General features: G+C 59.2%; 14 protein-coding genes. 1 reads left to right on the top strand and 13 read right to left on the bottom strand.

Annotated features, from left to right (window positions below; genetic code table 11):
• Positions 1-110: 110 nt before the first annotated feature.
• The 4 genes from JFT86_RS09525 to JFT86_RS09510 all read right to left on the bottom strand — a co-directional run bounded on the left by JFT86_RS09525 (position 111) and on the right by JFT86_RS09510 (position 2,576).
• Positions 111-269 carry a YqaE/Pmp3 family membrane protein gene (locus JFT86_RS09525; RefSeq protein ID WP_003228885.1) on the bottom strand — a complete coding sequence of 53 codons (159 nt, stop codon included), beginning with the start codon at positions 267-269 and terminating at the stop codon, positions 111-113.
• 107 nt (positions 270-376) lie between these two features.
• Entirely contained in the window at positions 377-697 is a 321-nt protein-coding gene (locus JFT86_RS09520; RefSeq protein ID WP_201231503.1) for a DNA-binding transcriptional regulator, read from the bottom strand.
• Positions 690-1,046 carry a type II toxin-antitoxin system RelE/ParE family toxin gene (locus JFT86_RS09515; protein WP_201231504.1) on the bottom strand — a complete coding sequence of 119 codons (357 nt, stop codon included), beginning with the start codon at positions 1,044-1,046 and terminating at the stop codon, positions 690-692. The genes JFT86_RS09520 and JFT86_RS09515 overlap by 8 nt, the downstream gene beginning before the upstream one ends.
• Before the next feature lie 246 nt (positions 1,047-1,292).
• A complete protein-coding gene (locus tag JFT86_RS09510; RefSeq protein WP_201236556.1) occupies positions 1,293-2,576 on the bottom strand; it encodes an aminotransferase class III-fold pyridoxal phosphate-dependent enzyme in 1,284 nt (427 codons plus the stop codon).
• A 169-nt stretch (positions 2,577-2,745) separates the two neighbouring features.
• Here JFT86_RS09510 and JFT86_RS09505 point away from each other — a divergent pair, with 169 nt between their 5' ends.
• Positions 2,746-3,660 carry a LysR family transcriptional regulator gene (locus JFT86_RS09505; RefSeq protein WP_201236555.1) on the top strand — a complete coding sequence of 305 codons (915 nt, stop codon included), beginning with the start codon at positions 2,746-2,748 and terminating at the stop codon, positions 3,658-3,660.
• 227 nt (positions 3,661-3,887) lie between these two features.
• Here the strand turns inward: JFT86_RS09505 and JFT86_RS09500 are convergent, their stop codons facing one another.
• From JFT86_RS09500 to bioF, 9 genes are all read right to left on the bottom strand, one after another.
• Positions 3,888-5,666 carry an acyl-CoA dehydrogenase C-terminal domain-containing protein gene (locus JFT86_RS09500; RefSeq protein WP_201236554.1) on the bottom strand — a complete coding sequence of 593 codons (1,779 nt, stop codon included), beginning with the start codon at positions 5,664-5,666 and terminating at the stop codon, positions 3,888-3,890.
• A gap of 260 nt (positions 5,667-5,926) precedes the next feature.
• Positions 5,927-7,723: an acyl-CoA dehydrogenase C-terminal domain-containing protein gene (locus JFT86_RS09495; protein WP_201236553.1), complete on the bottom strand. Its 1,797-nt coding sequence runs from the start codon at positions 7,721-7,723 to the stop codon at positions 5,927-5,929.
• A 90-nt stretch (positions 7,724-7,813) separates the two neighbouring features.
• Complete coding sequence (locus JFT86_RS09490) at positions 7,814-9,103, bottom strand: GGDEF domain-containing protein (RefSeq protein WP_166223350.1); 1,290 nt, start codon at positions 9,101-9,103, stop codon at positions 7,814-7,816.
• Between the two features lie 291 nt (positions 9,104-9,394).
• Positions 9,395-11,200 (bottom strand): phenylacyl-CoA dehydrogenase, encoded by a 1,806-nt coding sequence (locus JFT86_RS09485; RefSeq protein ID WP_201236552.1) that lies wholly within the window; start codon positions 11,198-11,200, stop codon positions 9,395-9,397.
• 276 nt (positions 11,201-11,476) lie between these two features.
• Positions 11,477-11,773, bottom strand: coding sequence for a pyrroloquinoline quinone biosynthesis protein PqqE (locus JFT86_RS09480; protein WP_201236551.1), 297 nt, complete (start codon positions 11,771-11,773; stop codon positions 11,477-11,479).
• A 120-nt stretch (positions 11,774-11,893) separates the two neighbouring features.
• Positions 11,894-12,574 carry a dethiobiotin synthase gene (bioD, locus tag JFT86_RS09475; RefSeq protein WP_201236550.1) on the bottom strand — a complete coding sequence of 227 codons (681 nt, stop codon included), beginning with the start codon at positions 12,572-12,574 and terminating at the stop codon, positions 11,894-11,896.
• Complete coding sequence (bioC, locus tag JFT86_RS09470; protein ID WP_201236549.1) at positions 12,571-13,383, bottom strand: malonyl-ACP O-methyltransferase BioC; 813 nt, start codon at positions 13,381-13,383, stop codon at positions 12,571-12,573. The genes bioD and bioC overlap by 4 nt, the downstream gene beginning before the upstream one ends.
• Positions 13,376-14,107 (bottom strand): alpha/beta fold hydrolase, encoded by a 732-nt coding sequence (locus JFT86_RS09465; protein ID WP_201236548.1) that lies wholly within the window; start codon positions 14,105-14,107, stop codon positions 13,376-13,378. The genes bioC and JFT86_RS09465 overlap by 8 nt, the downstream gene beginning before the upstream one ends.
• A complete protein-coding gene (bioF, locus tag JFT86_RS09460) occupies positions 14,100-15,278 on the bottom strand; it encodes an 8-amino-7-oxononanoate synthase (RefSeq protein ID WP_201236547.1) in 1,179 nt (392 codons plus the stop codon). Before bioF ends, JFT86_RS09465 begins: the two co-directional genes overlap by 8 nt.
• Between the last annotated feature and the right edge of the window lie 7 nt (positions 15,279-15,285).

The raw sequence follows: 15,285 nt of genomic DNA, 5'->3' as shown, positions 1-15,285 counted from the left end.
CGGCAAGCCAGCTCCCACAGGCTTATTGGTGTACACATAATCCGTGTACGACCGACACCACTGTGGGAGCTGACTTGCCAGCGATAGCGATCTATCCGGCGCCGCAGAACTCAGCGCTTGGCGATGATGTACACCGCATGCACGATCCCCGGAATGTACCCGCACAACGTCAGCAGAATGTTCAACCAGAACGCCCCGCCAAACCCGACTTGCAGAAACACACCCAGTGGCGGCAACAGAATGGCAATGATGATTCGAATGAAGTCCATGGGTCAGCTCCTGAATGGGGGTTGGCTCACTTGAGCCATACAAGCTAATCGACCAGCGCCGTTCGTCAGGGTTCAGTGCAATCACAGCGCCAGTAACCAATCGTGGCTCAAGCGAGTATCTGCAGTCCGTGCTTCTGCACAATGCTCAGCAACTTCAACGCCATTCCACTGGGATGTTTGTCTCCCGACTCCCATTGTTTGACTGTCGATGCACTGGTGTTCAAATATCGGGCGAATACGGGTTGGCTGACATTGTTGAGCTCACGCAAAGCTTTGATCTGCTCCGCCGCAATCGCATCAGGAACCGCTGCAATGCACGACTCATCAAACTCGCGCATCGTCGCCTTGCTGATGGCGCCGATTGCAAACAGCGCGTCGGCCGATTCGTGAATCGACTCAAACACTTCACTTTTGAATTTTTTACTCATGAGATATCTCCACGAACGCCTTCATTGCCAACAAACTCTGAATCTGTGCCTCGTTCAGCTCCGCGTATGCCTTCGCCAGGACTCGTAAATCTTTCAACTCAGCAGTGCTGATATTGCTCCGATCCTTCTTGGCGAACAGCACCTGATAGATCCAGTAATGCCCACCTTTTGCCAGAATGATCGAACGATGACGGTTAGCGTTCAGACGCTTTTTCCAGACGCCTCCGCCAAGATTGTCGGCTTGACCATGAAGCATTTCGATAAATGCCTCTTGAAGCTCTTTATCCGTGATCCATGCCTTACTGGCTTGCACGGCAAAACCTTTGGTCTTGAATAATCTGAATGACATCGGAATCCCTTCCAAAAAACATACCACCTGGTGGTATGGATTACAAAAAGCTTTACGACACTCTGCTTGCTCGCGCCAACACTCCCTGCCGGCGCATCTAAAAAACACCGATACCGCAATCTCTCAAGCGCTAATCGTTGATTGCAAAACCCGGCCACAAAAAAAACGCCCCACGCCAAAAGAATCAGGCGTGGGGCGTGCGTTATACCGCGAGACGGTTCTTCAATTCGGGCAGGACGGTTCGGCTCAGACGGCAATCCCTTTGCGGCATTGCAGTTGTGCGGTGCGCACTCGCGAGAAGGCACGGCCGAGGCGCAGGAGCATTTCGTCGATGTTGGTTTTGCTGACGGTCAGGGCCGGGGTGAAGCGTAGGCAGTTGGCTTGCGGGGCGTTGAGCAGCAGGCCTTCGTGCAATGCGGCGTGGATGACGGCTTCGGCGGAATCGTCTGACAGGGTCAGCCCATGGAACAGGCCTTGACCGCGCAGTTCGCCGTGGCCGTAACGGTGGGCCAGTCGGGCTAGACCTTCGTGCAGATGCTGACCGTTTTCTTTGACCTGTTCGAGAAAACTGCGGTCTTGCACGCTGTCGAGGACGACCAGGCCGGCCGCTGTCATCAGCGCGTTGCCGTGATGCGTGCCGCCGAGTTCGCCCGCGTCGAAACAGCATGCCTTGCCGCGCGCCAGCAGCGCCGCCAACGGCACGCCGCCGCCAAGGCCTTTGCCGAGCACAACGATATCGGCGCGCACGCCGTAGGATTGTTCGGCGAGCAAGGTGCCACAGCGACCGATACCGGTCTGCACTTCGTCGAGAATCAGCAGAATGCCCAGCTCACGGCACAGACGTTCAACGCCCTTAAGGTAATGCCCGGTCGCTGGAATGACACCGGCGTCGCTCTGGATCGGCTCAAGCATGATCGCCACGGTCTGCGCATCGACCGCCGCGTGCAGCGCCGGCAGATCGTTGAACGGCACCAGATCGAAGCCCGGCAGCAGCGGCGCGAAACGGTTGTGCAGATTGCAACTGTCCGAGGCGGAAATCGTCGCCAGACTGCGGCCATGACACCCCTGCTTCGCCACGATAATCCGCGAGGCGCCACCGCGATGCAGTTGGCCCCATTTGCGCGCCAGCTTGATCGCGGCTTCGCATGCCTCGCTGCCGCTGTTTAGCAGGTAAGCCTGATCACTGGACGTGCTGGCGCACAGCCGCTCGGCAAGGCTGAGCATGCCACGATTGTGCAGATTGAAACCGGGGTTGATCAGCGCCTGGGCCTGGCTGGCGATGGCTTTGACCAGCGCCGAAGGGCTATGTCCAAGGCTGTTGGCGCCGCCGGCCTGGGAGAAATCGAGGTAAGCGCGGTCGTTGCTGTCCCACAGCCAGGAACCTTGGCCGCGAACGAAGACCTGTTGTGGCCGTTCAACACTTGGCATCAGGCGCTCGGCATTCAGGCTGTCGCCGACAGCGGGTTGACTGGCTTCCAACGCCAGGTCATCAAGACTCGGCGCTGAACGCCGCAAACTGAACAGATTCATTGGAAAAAACCTCGCTTGAGGTTTTTTGAACTGCCTATGTAAACACTCTTGAAGCTGACGCTGATCATCGCGCTTTCCGGCCCTGTAAGCCTTGTGAATGCGGTTAGACTAGGCTCCCTGACGGCCTCGGGCCATTTCGATTTCCCAGCATTTTCGATAAGCATTACTTATGGATTTCAAACAACTGCGTTATTTCGTCGCGGTCTACGAAGAAGGGCATGTCGGCAGAGCCGCCGAACGCCTGTCGATCTCGCAACCCGCGCTTTCCCAGCAAATCCGTCAGCTCGAACAGAACCTCGACGTCACCCTGTTCGAACGCAGCAGTAAACGTCTGCTGCCAACGCTTGCCGCGCACACGCTGTACAACCACGCGCTGCCACTGCTCGACGGTTTGCAGCGCGCACGCGAGGCGTTGGGCAACTTCAAGGGCCAGGCGCTGCGCACGCTGGCAATCGGCGTATTGCAAACCGTACACACCAGTCTGGTGCCGCAAATGCTCGAGCGGGTGCGCAAGGCACAACCGCATCTGGTGGTGCAGATCTATGAACTGACCGGTCTGGAGATTGAACGACGATTGCTCAACGGCTCATTGGACATCGGCATCAGTTACTTACCGCCACGTCAGCCCGGGCTGCATGGCGTGATGTTGTACGAGGATGAGTTGACGCTGGTCATTCCGGCGGATCATCCGCTGCGGGAATTCAAGAAAGTCTCGATGCGCCAGGCGGCCGAGCTGCCCATGTTGCTGTTGGGCGAAGAGTTTCAAATTCGCCAGATCTGGCAGGCGCAACTGACAGCCCTCGGGCGACGCCCGCAAGTACAGGCCGAGTTGAACAATATGGTGGGGATTCTCGACAGTCTGCCGCACACCAAACTGGCGACGGTGTTGCCGGGGCGTTCACAGAAGGAGTACGACGATCAGGATCTGCTGTGGAAACCGCTGAGCGAACCGCGGGTACCGCTGAAGGTTGGCCTGGTCTGTCGTGATGTGCAGCGCCAGCAAGCATCTTTGGCGCTGTTGCGCACGTTGCTGGAGGAAGTGATGGAGCGTGAAGCGAAGCCGCCACTCGATCCCCTGGCCTGACTACTTTTCTGCAGGCAAAAGAAAACCCCGCCGAAGCGGGGCTTTGCAGACTGTTTCCCTGACATCCATTTCACTCCGCCACCCTGGCAGAATCCTACGTGTCCGTGTTGTTGCTTTGCGCTTCCTGCGCGACGTCCATGAAATGTAGATTAGCTCTGGATCCAATCCGCGCATATGGGAGAACAGCAGCACGTCATGTAAGAGAATGCTTACACGACGTTACATCGTCAGAATTGCGCTGCATCCAACAGGAACAACGACTCGCTGCCGGCCTTCACCGACGCGCTCAACGAGTGAATGCGTGGCAGCAGACGGGCGAAGTAGAAACGTGCAGTACCCAGCTTGCTGGCATAGAAATCGTCCTGCGCTTCTTTGCCCAACGCAGCTTTGGCCATCAGTGCCCACATATACGCGTAGGAAACGTAGCCGAACGCTTGCAGATATTCGACCGAGGCCGCGCCGATTTCGTTCGGGTTGTTTTTCGCCCGATCCAGCAGCCATGAAGTCAGTTCGTCGAGGGTATCGACGGCATCATTCAGCGGCTTGGTGAATTCGCCCAGATCGGCACTGGCCGTCGCGGTGAAGTGGCGGATCTCGTCAGCGAACAGCTTGTAGAACGCGCCGCCGCTGCCGACGATCTTGCGACCGACCAGGTCCAGCGCCTGGATGCCGTTGGTGCCTTCGTAGATCTGGGTGATGCGCACATCACGTACCAGTTGCTCCTGGCCCCACTCGCGAATGTAGCCGTGGCCGCCAAAAATCTGCTGGCCATGCACCGTGGTTTCCAGACCCAGATCGGTCAGGAAGGCCTTGGCCACCGGCGTCAGCAGTGCAACCAGATCTTCGGCACGCTTGCGAGTCGCCGCGTCTTCGCTGAACTTGGCCGTGTCGAGTTGCATCGCCACGTAGGTCGAAAACGCACGGCCACCTTCGTTCGAGGCTTTCATGGTCAGCAGCATGCGACGCACGTCCGGGTGAACGATGATCGGGTCGGCGACTTTGTCTTTGTTCTGTGCGCCAGTGGGCGAACGGCTTTGCAGACGGTCGCGGGCGTATTCGACGGCGTTCTGGTAGGAGCGCTCGCCAGTGGCCAGGCCCTGGATACCGACGCCCAGACGCTCGTAGTTCATCATGGTGAACATCGCCGCCAAACCCTTGTTCGGCTCGCCGACCAGATAACCCACGGCTTCGTCGAAGTTCATCACGCAGGTCGCGGACGCCTGGATGCCCATCTTGTGTTCGATCGAACCGCAGTTCGCCGGGTTGCGCGCGCCCAGGCTGCCATCGGCATTGACCATGAATTTCGGCACGAGGAACAGCGAAATGCCTTTCGGGCCTGCTGGAGCATCCGGCAACTTGGCCAGCACCAGGTGAATGATATTTTCAGTGAGGTCGTGTTCGCCGCCAGTGATGAAGATCTTGGTGCCGCTGACCTTGTAGGAACCATCGGCCTGAGGCTCGGCCTTGGTGCGGATGATGCCCAGATCGGTGCCGGCGTGCGGCTCGGTCAGGCACATGGACCCGGCCCAGATGCCGGCGTACATATTCGGCAGGTAGGCGGCTTTCAGCTCTTCGCTGGCGTGAGCGTTGATCGACAGGCAAGCGCCGGCGGTCAGCATCGGATACAGACCAAAGGACAGGCTGGCGGAGTTGACCATTTCTTCAACCTGGGCCGACACGGCTTTGGGCATGCCCATGCCGCCGTAGGCCGGATCGCCACCAACGCCAACCCAACCGCCTTCAGCGTAAGTCTGATAAGCCTGTGGGAAACCGGCCGGCGTGGTGACGGCACCGTCCGCCCAATGGCAACCTTCTTCGTCAGCGGCACGGCTCAGTGGCGCGATGCTTTTGCTGGTGACCTTGCCGGCCTCTTCGAGAATCGCTTCAACGGTCTCGGCGTCGACAGTCTCGGCCAGCGCCGGCAACTCGGCCCAGAGTTTGGCGACTTCGAACACTTCATTGAGGACGAAGCGCATATCGCGCAGCGGCGCTTTGTAGTCAGCCATGGCAAACCTCGCAAAATCTAAACAGGTGATTCGTGGAAGGGTGTTTTCGTTAGGCCGGAGTGTACCCCAACAACTTTTGCGACACATAGGGTCAACCGGTGACTGATTTGTTATTTTTAGTCACCATCCTGAAACGATAATCGAAGGCTGTATAGAAACCTGTGGCGAGGGAGCTTGCTCCCGCTTGAGTGCGCAGCGCTCACCCATTGGCGGCTGCTACGCACCCGAGCGGGAGCAAGCTCCCTCGCCACAGAAGCGGGTCAGAGTGAGAACAGTTCAGCTGGCAACTTCATCAAACAATCACTCCCCGCCTCAATCGCCGCCCGATGTGCCGCCGTTCGCGGTAACAAGCGTTTGAAGTAGAACTCGCAAGTCGCCAATTTGCCCCGCAGGTAATCCGCCTCTCCGTCACCCGCGTCCAGTTGCGCCTGCGCCACCAGCGCCATGCGCAACCACAGATAGCCGAGGATGATGTAGCCGCTGTACATCAGGTAATCCACCGAAGCGGCGCCGACTTCATCCGGGTTCTTCATCGCCGCCATGCCGACCTTCATGGTCAGATCGCCCCACTGCTGGTTCAGCTCATTGAGTTGCGCGACGAAACCGCCCAATTGCGCATGTTCGGCATTGGCCGCGCAGAACTTGTGGACGATTTTGGTAAAACCACGCAGCAACTTGCCCTGACTGCCGAGCACTTTGCGCCCGAGCAGGTCGAGCGCCTGAATGCCGTTGGTGCCCTCATAAATCGGGGCGATCCGACAATCACGAACCAGCTGTTCCATGCCCCATTCACGAATGAACCCGTGGCCGCCAAATATCTGCATGCCATGGTTGGTCACTTCCAGCCCGGTGTCGGTCATGAACGCTTTGCAGATCGGCGTGAGGAACGCCAACAGGTCTTCGGCCTCCTGACACGCCTCGGCGTCGCTGCTCAAGTGCGCAACGTCGAGCATCTGGGCGGTGAAGTACGTCAGCGCACGGTTGCCTTCGTTGAACGCTTTCATGGTGAGCAGCATGCGCCGCACGTCCGGGTGAACGATGATAGGATCCGCTGGTTTATCCGGGGCCTTGGCGCCGGTCAGGGCACGCATCTGCAAACGATCGTTGGCATATTTGATTGCGCCCTGGAAGCTCGCCTCGCCCAGACACAGGCCCTGCATGCCGGTGCCGAGCCGCGCGTGGTTCATCATGGTGAACATGCAGTTGAGGCCTTTGTTCGGCTCGCCGATCAGAAAGCCCTTGGCGCCGTCGAAGTTCAGTACGCAAGTGGCCGAGGCCTTGATGCCCATTTTGTGCTCGATCGAACCGCAGGCAACGCCGTTGCGCGCCCCCGCCTCGCCCGCTGTATCGGGCAGAAACTTCGGCACGATGAACAGCGAAATGCCTTTGGTCCCGGCAGGTGCATCCGGCAATTTGGCCAACACCAGATGGATGATGTTGTCGCTCATGTCGTGCTCACCGGCGGAGATGAAAATCTTGCTGCCGGTGACCGCGTAGCTGCCGTCAGCCTGAGGCGCGGCGCGGGTCTTGATGATGCCCAGATCGGTGCCGCAATGAGCTTCGGTCAGGCACATGGTGCCGGTCCATTGGCCGGCGGTGAGTTTGCTCAGATAGGTGTCTTTCTGCTCGGCGGTGCCGTGGGCATGGATCGCCGACATTGCGCCGTGGGTCAGGCCCGGGTACATGCCCCAGGAAGTGTTGCTGGAGCCGACCATCTCACTGATCACCAGGCCCAGCGAACTCGGCAGGCCCTGGCCGCCGTAAGCCGGGTCCGCCGCCAATCCATGCCAGCCACCTTCGACATATTGTGCGAAGGCTTGCTTGAAGCCTGTAGGCGTTGTCACCACGCCATTGTCGAAATGGCAGCCCTCTTCGTCACCGCTGCGATTGAGCGGCGCGAGAACGTTCTCACAGAACTTCGCACCCTCTTCGAGGATCGCGTTGATCATGTCCGGACTGGCGTCGTGAGCGCCGAGGGCGGCGTAATTGGTGTGAAAATCGAAGACGTGGTCGATCAGAAAGCGCATGTCGCGCAGGGGAGCTTTGTACTCAGGCATGGTGGCTTCTCCGTCAGCAGGTTGTTTGAACCTACTGCCGGCCACCACACCCGACAATCATTGTGCAGACGCTGAATGCGCCGTCATCACTCAACCCGCAGCGCTGTCCATACGCACCGCGCCGCGACGGTTTTGCCCGTAGGCCATCACGCAGTTGCGCCCCGCGCCTTTAGCGGCGTATAGCGCTTCGTCGGCGGATTTCAGCACTTGTTCCGGGTTGCGCTGCTCGATCCGTTCGGCAACGCCGATACTCACCGTGACCGAAACGCTGGAAGCACCGGAACCAGCGCGGCGCTGACGACCTTGCTGATCATCCTGCGGGCGGTTTTCCTGATTGCGCAACTGGATGTTGTAGGAGGCAATCGACTCGCGGATCACTTCCAGGTGCGGCATACACTCTTCAAGAGTTTTACCTGCAAACACCAAGGCGAATTCCTCACCGCCATAGCGATACGCCCTACCGCCACCGCTGATTTTCGACAGTTTGCTGGCGACCAAACGGAGTACCTGGTCACCGACGTCGTGGCCGTGGGTGTCGTTGAATTTCTTGAAGTGGTCAACGTCGCTCATCGCCAGCACATAGTTGCGGCCAAGACGCTGCATGCGTTCGTTGAGTGCGCGGCGACCCGGCAGACCGGTGAGTTCGTCGCGGAAGGCCATTTGATAAGCCTCATGCGCCACGGCGGCAGCAATCATCAGCATCACCTGACTGCACATGATGTTCAGGGTGAACGGCAGGATGAAGGTTTTCGGCAGCATCCAGAACACGCCGAGCAACCCGACCAGTTGCGCCGCGTGCAGCGGACGCGGGTTACGCCAGTACTGCCAGGCCAGCAGCAGGAACGCTGAAATAAATACCGGATAGGACAACTGGATCAGGCTCATCCACGCACCATGCAACGCCGGCCAGCGGATCTCCGAAAGCCACATCAGCAATGCCTGTGGGTAACTTTGCTCAAGCCCCAGCGCGACGCTGCCGAAGGCGAGCAGCACGGCAAACCGCGCGACCATGTCCTGGAAAAGGTGCGTGCGCTCCTGCCAGGCGGCGAAGAGGCCAAACAGCAGCGGCAGCAGCAGACAGACCAGATGAAAGACCACGGCGGCGTCTTCGCGCACCTTGCCGTTGTCGCGGTAGTAGTCGGTCTGGGTGTCGAGCAAAAAGTAGGCGATGTACACCGTTAGCATCAGAAACAGTTCACGCTGACGTCGGTAAACCGCGCAATAAGCACCGCCCAACAACAGCACCAAGGTCGGCAATACGTTGAACAGAGAAGTGAAGAACACGTTGAGGTCTTTGACGTACGCAGCCGCCAACCCCGCGAGTAACAACAGCAGTGAAGGTAAAAAATGACTGAAACGTACAGCGGAAGAACGCGGCAAGGGTAAAGCTCCGACCCGTCATATCAAAGAGATGGCATTGTGCCTGCAATGTGGCCAGTTAAGCACACACAATGTGATCCAGATCACATGCAGTCTCTTTAACGGCCGCAAATATTGATTGCTGAGCCATCGAACGATGTTTTTTGCCTTTGTACGGATGAATCTTTGTTAATGGCCACTATGCCTGATGGCCAGGACCCAAATTGCCCCTCGAAATGCCAAAAAAATCGGCCACAAAAAAACCGCTGCTCCCCAGGGAAGCAGCGGTTTTTCACAAGACCGCGTTAAGGCTTAGTAGCCCAGTGCGAAGTCTTCTTCTTTCATGTCCATCAGGTTGTTGGCGCCCGACAGCATGGTGGCCACGTGAGTACGGGTACGCGGCAGGATGCGCTGGAAGTAGAAGCGCGCGGTTTGCAGCTTGGCGGTGTAGAACGCCGCATCACCGGTGCCTTCTGCCAGCTTCTCGGCTGCCAGACGTGCCATGTCGGCCCAGAAGTAAGCCAGGCAGGCATAACCGGAGTACATCAGGTAGTCCACGGAAGCTGCGCCGACTTCTTCGCGATCTTTCATGGCGGCCATACCGACCTTCATGGTCAGTTCGCCCCATTCCTTGTTGATTGCAGCCAGCGGTGCGACGAACTCTTTGACGGCTTCGTTGCCTTCGTTGTTCTGGCAGAACTTGTGGACGATCTTGGTGAAGCCTTTCAGAGCTTCGCCTTGGGTCATCAGCACTTTACGGCCCAGCAGGTCGAGTGCCTGGATACCGGTGGTGCCTTCGTACAGCATCGAAATGCGGCTGTCGCGAACGTTCTGCTCCATGCCCCACTCGGCGATGAAGCCGTGGCCGCCGTAGATCTGCACGCCATGGTTGGCGGATTCGAAACCGACTTCGGTCATGAACGCTTTGGCGATCGGCGTCATGAAAGCCAGCAGTGCGTCGGCTTTCTTCTTCTCGTCTTCGTCCACGCCGTATTTGACGATGTCGACCTGTTTGGCGGTGAAGTACACCATCGCACGGTTGCCTTCGGCGAATGCCTTCATGGTCAACAGCATGCGGCGTACGTCTGGGTGAACGATGATCGGGTCAGCAGCCTTGTCCGGCGCTTTCGGGCCAGTCAGGGAACGCATTTGCAGACGGTCGCGAGCGTATTTCAGGCCACCCTGGAAGCCGATTTCGGCGTGGGCCAGACCTTGCAGTGCGGTGCCCAGACGTGCGGTGTTCATGAAGGTGAACATGCAGTTCAGGCCTTTGTTCGCCGGGCCGATCAGGAAACCGGTAGCGCCGTCGAAGTTCATCACGCAAGTGGCGTTGCCGTGGATGCCCATCTTGTGTTCCAGCGAACCACAGGTCACAGCGTTGCGTGCACCGACGGTGCCATCAGCATTCGGCATGAACTTTGGAACGATGAACAACGAGATGCCTTTGGTACCGGCCGGTGCATCCGGCAGGCGGGCCAGGACGATGTGGACGATGTTGTCGGCCATATCGTGTTCACCGGCCGAGATGAAGATCTTGGTGCCGGAAACTTTGTAGGAACCGTCGGCCTGAGGTTCGGCCTTGGTGCGCAGCATGCCCAGGTCGGTGCCGCAGTGCGGTTCGGTCAGGCACATGGTACCGGTCCATTCGCCGGAAACCAGTTTGGTCAGATAGGCTTCTTGCTGCTCTGGAGTGCCGTGCTCGGAGATGGTGTTCATCGCGCCGTGCGACAGGCCAGGGTACATGCCCCACGACCAGTTGGCTTCGCCAACCATTTCGCTGACTGCCAGACCCAACGACTCAGGCAGGCCCTGACCACCGTGCTCGACGTCGTGCGCCAGGCTCGGCCAGCCGCCTTCAACGAATTGCTTGTAAGCCTCTTTGAAGCCAGTCGGGGTTTTCACGCCGGACTCGCTCCAGGTGCAACCTTCGAGGTCGCCCACGCGGTTCAGCGGCGCCAGTACCTGCTCACAAAACTTGGCGCCTTCTTCGAGAATGGCGTCAACCATGTCCGGAGTTGCGTCTGCGCAAGCCGGAAGGCTCTGATAGTGCGCTTCGTAGCCGAGCAGCTCGTCACGAACGAAGCGAATATCACGCAAGGGGGCCTTGTAGTCAGGCATAGCGATAAACCTCTGCTGATGTAACCGGGAATGAACGACCGTGTTGATTTGTTGTGACGGTCAAACAGTTGTTTGAAACATACGTTTACGCCGAAATCTTGTCAAGCGTCGATCTTTTGCCGTTCGTCTTCACAATTTTCAAACGCCGGATACAGCAAACTGCCGTGTGCTCGAACGAGCCACGGGCGATGAAAAAAGATTAGTTGAGGAAGAAGGACTTACAACGAAAAACGCCGCGACAAGGCGCGGCGTTCGGAAGGCACGAAGCGAGAAAGATCAGGCGAACGTATCGATGATCGTGCCGAGCATTTCGTCGGAGGCCTTGGCGACTTTCGCCCCCAACTCCACTTGAAATTTGCCTTGGGCCATCTGGATCATATCGCTGCCCGGATCCATTTGCTGGCTTCGATCGATGCCACGCAGACGATCGACCTGAGCCTCGGAAGACTGACTGGTAACCGAGCGCTCAATAGTGTTGTTGGCGATCTGGCTAGCCGCCTGATCGACACGATTCTGCCCGGTCTGAATGGTGCTCAAACCGGCATAAAAAGCTGTGTTACCGGAGATTTCCATGGGAGTTCTCATCCTTGGGAAGGATCAATGTGTGCCATTGAACCAGAGGCGTCAGAAAAACACCCGTCAAAAACACTAATGGCACAGTGCCTGCCCATAGGCAGCCTTCATGGCTAAACACTAGTCAAGCAGATCCAGTTGCAGATGTTCGGCAACCGCCTCGGCACTCAACGCCTTGAGTTTCGGCACTCGCCCCAGGCACGGCGCAGGAATCCGCTCGGCCAGGGTCGCCAGATTCTCTTCCAGTCGCGACGTTTTCGGATCGATGATGTTGGCCACCCATCCCGCCAGTTGCAGGCCATCACGCGCAATTGCCTCAGCCGTCAGCAAGGCATGACTGATACACCCCAGCCGCACACCCACCACCAGAATCACCGGCAGCTTCAGGGCGATGGCCAGATCTGACAGATTGTCCTGATCCGCCAACGGCACCCGCCAGCCACCCGCGCCTTCGATAAGGGTGAAATCGGCATTCATTGCCAGAATCTCGCGCATTGGTGCCAGCAACGATTGCACCGTCAGCGCGACACCGGCTTCGCGTGCTGCCAGATGCGGCGCAATCGCCGGTTCGAAGGCCACGGGATTGACCTGTTGATAACTCAGCGGCAACGAACATTCGGCCATCAGCGCCAGCGCATCGGCGTTCCGCAAACCCTTGGTCGTCACCTCACAACCGGAAGCCACAGGCTTGCCCGCCGCCGTGCTCAATCCCGCTGAGCGCGCCGCATGCAGCAAGCCAGCGGCAACCGTGGTCTTGCCGACATCGGTGTCAGTTCCAGTAATGAAATAGGCGGCGCTCATAAAGGTTTCTCCAACACGGCGTAGACCACCTGATAAGTCGCCGGCAAACCCGACGCCTCGCGGAACTGCTCGTAAGCCTCGACCAGACCCAGAATCCGTGCCCGCCCGGTCAATCCGCCCGGCCGCCCGGGGTTCAGATTGTGCGCACCCAGCGCTTTCAGCTCATGAGTCAAACTGCGCACATCCGGGTAATGCAGCACATGCGCCTGATTCTCCAGACTCACTGTGCGCAAGCCACTGGCCGCGCACAACTGTTCATAGCGGGCGAACTCGCGGAAACGGTTGACGTGCACCAGGCCATCGACCTGACGCCAGCTATCACGCAATTCGTACAACGTTCCTACACAAAGACTAGCAAACGCGAAAATCCCCCCCGGTTTCAGTACGCGAAACGCCTCACTGAGCACCGAATCAAACTGCGCACACCACTGCACCGCCAGACTGGAGAAGATCAAGTCGCAGGTGCCATCCTGCAATGGCAGACGCTCCGCATCACCGGCAATGAAATACTCTGCCCCTCCCAACGGACGGGCGTGCTCAAGCATGCCCTCGGCGATATCCAGCGCCAGCCCCTGCCGCCCGGCAAATCGCTCGGCCAACGCGCGGGTGAAATAGCCGGTGCCGCAGCCCAGATCCATCCATTGCGATGGCGAAAAATCCGTCGGCAAGCGCCGCAGCAACTGTGTACCAACATCGCGTTGCAACTCGGCGACGCTGTCGTAACTGGCCGCTGCACGGGAGAAAGAGGCCGCCACCTGACGCTTGTCTGGCAAGCCGCCGGGCAGCGCAACAAGGGACAAATCAGTCATCACCGCACTCATGTAGAAAGGCCTGGATCGCACCCGCCACTCCATGGGGGTCCTCCAGAAGAAACGCATGACTGGCCTGTTCGATCAGACCAATTTCGATATCTGGCAACAGGGCAAACAATTCACCCGCTGCCTCCGCTGGCACCAGGCTGTCCTGCCCGGCAAACAGATGTAACTGCGGGCCGCGAAACGCCTGCAAGGCTTCACGAGTGTCCAGTTGCGCGAGCAATTCCAGCCCGGCCATCAACGCGGCCGGCGCAACGCTTGGCGCAGCGCCGAGCAGCAGTCGCGACAATCCGCGTGGATCCTTGGCACCTTGTGCGCACAACAGGGAAAATCGCTTGAGGGTCAGCCGCGGATCGGCATTGCAACCGGCGAGAAAGCCATCGAACGTTTCGCCGGGCATCGCACTCGGCCATTGTTCGTGGGCGACGAAGGACGGATTACTCGCCAGCGTCAGCAAACCGCAGCAGCGTTCACCACGGCGCGCCGCCAGTTCGGACGCGAGCATGCCGCCGAGCGACCAGCCTGCGAGCCAGACGTCTTGGGGAATGCGCTCATCAAGCACATCGAGCCAGTCCTGTACGTCGCTGGAGCCCAGCTCCGGCAATGGCTCGATATCGACGTTCAAGTGCTCGTCGAGCCCTTGCAATGCGGCGGCCAAGGGTTCCATCGGCGACACGCCGAGGCCCCAGCCGGGCAGCAGGATCAGGCGATTACGCATGGCTTGGCTCCGACGACAATTGGGCAAAGCAATCGGCCAGTCCCTCTAACAATAGCTGTACCTGCGCCTCACTGTGGGCGGCGGTCAGGGTCACACGCAGGCGCGCACTGCCAGCGGGCACGGTTGGCGGGCGAATCGCCGTGACCATCAGCCCGCGCTCACGCAGCATTTGCGAAAGCCGTACAGCGCGCCCGGCATCGCCGATCATGATCGGCTGGATCGGCGTGAAGCTGTCCATCAACTCCAGACCAATCTGCTCGGCGCCATGGCGGAACTGGCGAATCAGCGTCTGCAAATGCTCGCGACGCCAGTGTTCGCTGCGCAGCAATTCCAGACTTTTCAGTGTCGCGCAGGCCAGCGCCGGTGGTTGGCTGGTGGTGTAAATGTACGGGCGGGCGAACTGGATCAGGCTTTCGATCAGCTCTTCACTGCCGGCGACAAACGCGCCTGCCGTGCCGAACGCCTTGCCAAGCGTGCCGACCAATACCGGCACATCCTCCTGGCTCAAGCCGAAATGCTCGACAATCCCGCCACCATTGGCGCCGAGCGTGCCGAAACCATGGGCATCGTCGACCATCAGCCACGCGCCTTTGGCCTTGGCCTCACGGGCCAGCGCCGGCAGATCGGCAAGGTCGCCGTCCATGCTGAACACGCCATCGGTGACCACCAGCGTATTGCCGGTGGCTTTCTCCAGACGCTTGGCCAGACTCACCGCATCGTTATGCAGATAGCGATTGAATCGCGCGCCGGACAACAGGCCGGCATCCAGTAGCGAAGCGTGATTGAGGCGGTCTTCCAGCACCGTATCGCCCTGCCCGACCAGCGCCGTGACCGCACCGAGGTTGGCCATGTAGCCGGTGGTAAATAGCAGCGCACGCGGGCGCCCGGTGAGATCGGCCAGCGCTTCCTCCAATGCGTGATGCGGGCCGCTGTGGCCGATCACCAGATGCGAAGCGCCACCGCCGACGCCCCAGCGTTCGGCACCGGCACGCCAGGCTTCGATCACTTGCGGGTGATTGGCCAGGCCCAGATAGTCGTTGTTGCAGAAAGCGAGCAACGGCTGGCCGTCGACCACCACTTCAGGCCCTTGCGGGGATTCAAGCAGCGGGCGCTGGCGGTAGAGGTTTTCGGCACGACGGGCAGCAAGGCGTGCGGCGAGATCGAAAGACATGCAGGCC

It is taken from the genome of Pseudomonas sp. TH06, assembly GCF_016651305.1.
In the GTDB taxonomy this organism is placed as follows: domain Bacteria; phylum Pseudomonadota; class Gammaproteobacteria; order Pseudomonadales; family Pseudomonadaceae; genus Aquipseudomonas.
Note: the sequence above shows the minus strand (reverse complement) of the source record. Positions and strands in the feature narration are given on the sequence as shown.

Excerpts from the sequence above, each read along its gene's own strand:
- JFT86_RS09525 (WP_003228885.1), bottom strand. The coding sequence starts at position 269 with ATGGACTTCATTCGAATCATCATTGCCATTCTGTTGCCGCCACTGGGT.
- JFT86_RS09520 (WP_201231503.1), bottom strand. The coding sequence starts at position 697 with ATGAGTAAAAAATTCAAAAGTGAAGTGTTTGAGTCGATTCACGAATCG.
- JFT86_RS09515 (WP_201231504.1), bottom strand. The coding sequence starts at position 1,046 with ATGTCATTCAGATTATTCAAGACCAAAGGTTTTGCCGTGCAAGCCAGT.
- JFT86_RS09510 (WP_201236556.1), bottom strand. The coding sequence starts at position 2,576 with ATGAATCTGTTCAGTTTGCGGCGTTCAGCGCCGAGTCTTGATGACCTG.
- JFT86_RS09505 (WP_201236555.1), top strand. The coding sequence starts at position 2,746 with ATGGATTTCAAACAACTGCGTTATTTCGTCGCGGTCTACGAAGAAGGG.
- JFT86_RS09500 (WP_201236554.1), bottom strand. The coding sequence starts at position 5,666 with ATGGCTGACTACAAAGCGCCGCTGCGCGATATGCGCTTCGTCCTCAAT.
- JFT86_RS09495 (WP_201236553.1), bottom strand. The coding sequence starts at position 7,723 with ATGCCTGAGTACAAAGCTCCCCTGCGCGACATGCGCTTTCTGATCGAC.
- JFT86_RS09485 (WP_201236552.1), bottom strand. The coding sequence starts at position 11,200 with ATGCCTGACTACAAGGCCCCCTTGCGTGATATTCGCTTCGTTCGTGAC.
- JFT86_RS09480 (WP_201236551.1), bottom strand. The coding sequence starts at position 11,773 with ATGGAAATCTCCGGTAACACAGCTTTTTATGCCGGTTTGAGCACCATT.
- bioD (WP_201236550.1), bottom strand. The coding sequence starts at position 12,574 with ATGAGCGCCGCCTATTTCATTACTGGAACTGACACCGATGTCGGCAAG.
- bioC (WP_201236549.1), bottom strand. The coding sequence starts at position 13,383 with ATGACTGATTTGTCCCTTGTTGCGCTGCCCGGCGGCTTGCCAGACAAG.
- JFT86_RS09465 (WP_201236548.1), bottom strand. The coding sequence starts at position 14,107 with ATGCGTAATCGCCTGATCCTGCTGCCCGGCTGGGGCCTCGGCGTGTCG.
- bioF (WP_201236547.1), bottom strand. The coding sequence starts at position 15,278 with ATGTCTTTCGATCTCGCCGCACGCCTTGCTGCCCGTCGTGCCGAAAAC.